The organism is Streptomyces sp. SID12501, from assembly GCF_010550245.1.
Taxonomy (GTDB): domain Bacteria; phylum Actinomycetota; class Actinomycetes; order Streptomycetales; family Streptomycetaceae; genus Streptomyces.
This window is the reverse complement of sequence record NZ_JAAGLU010000615.1, coordinates 1-448: the sequence shown is the minus strand read 5'-3', so window position 1 is coordinate 448 and position 448 is coordinate 1. Positions and strand designations below refer to the sequence as shown.

Sequence of the window (448 nt, the reverse complement as noted above, 5' to 3'; positions counted from 1 at the left end):
GGCTTCATCACGGAAGGATTCCTCTCGGCCGCCGATCCGGCAGCTCATTTTTGATCATCGATCGAAAGAGAATGAGACGGATGCGTCTCATTCGGGTTATGCTTGTCTCATGGCCATGGATCGTGACCAGGTGCTCCGCTCAGCGGCCGCCCTGCTTTCCCGCAAATCGACCGCGACGATGGACGAGGTCGCCCGCGCCGCCGGAATCGGCCGCGCGACCCTCCACCGGCACTTCGCCGGCCGGGACGCCCTCGTACGGGCCCTGGAGGAACTCGGCATCCACGCGTTCGAGGTCGCCTTCGACAACGCCCGTCTCGACGAGGGCACGGCGGTGGACGCGCTGCGGCGACTGGTCGCCGAGGCCGAGCCGAACGCCCAGCTGCTGGCCTTCCTCGTCACCGAGAACCAGCTCTTCGAGGTCGTCCAGGTCAACGAGGGCTGGGCCCGC

Annotated in this window: 1 protein-coding gene; it reads left to right on the top strand. The window is 66.7% G+C overall.

Annotated features, from left to right (window positions below; genetic code table 11):
• Positions 1–109: 109 nt before the first annotated feature.
• The coding region (locus G3I71_RS47555) for a TetR/AcrR family transcriptional regulator (protein WP_164325173.1) at positions 110–448 on the top strand (339 nt) is incomplete at its 3' end.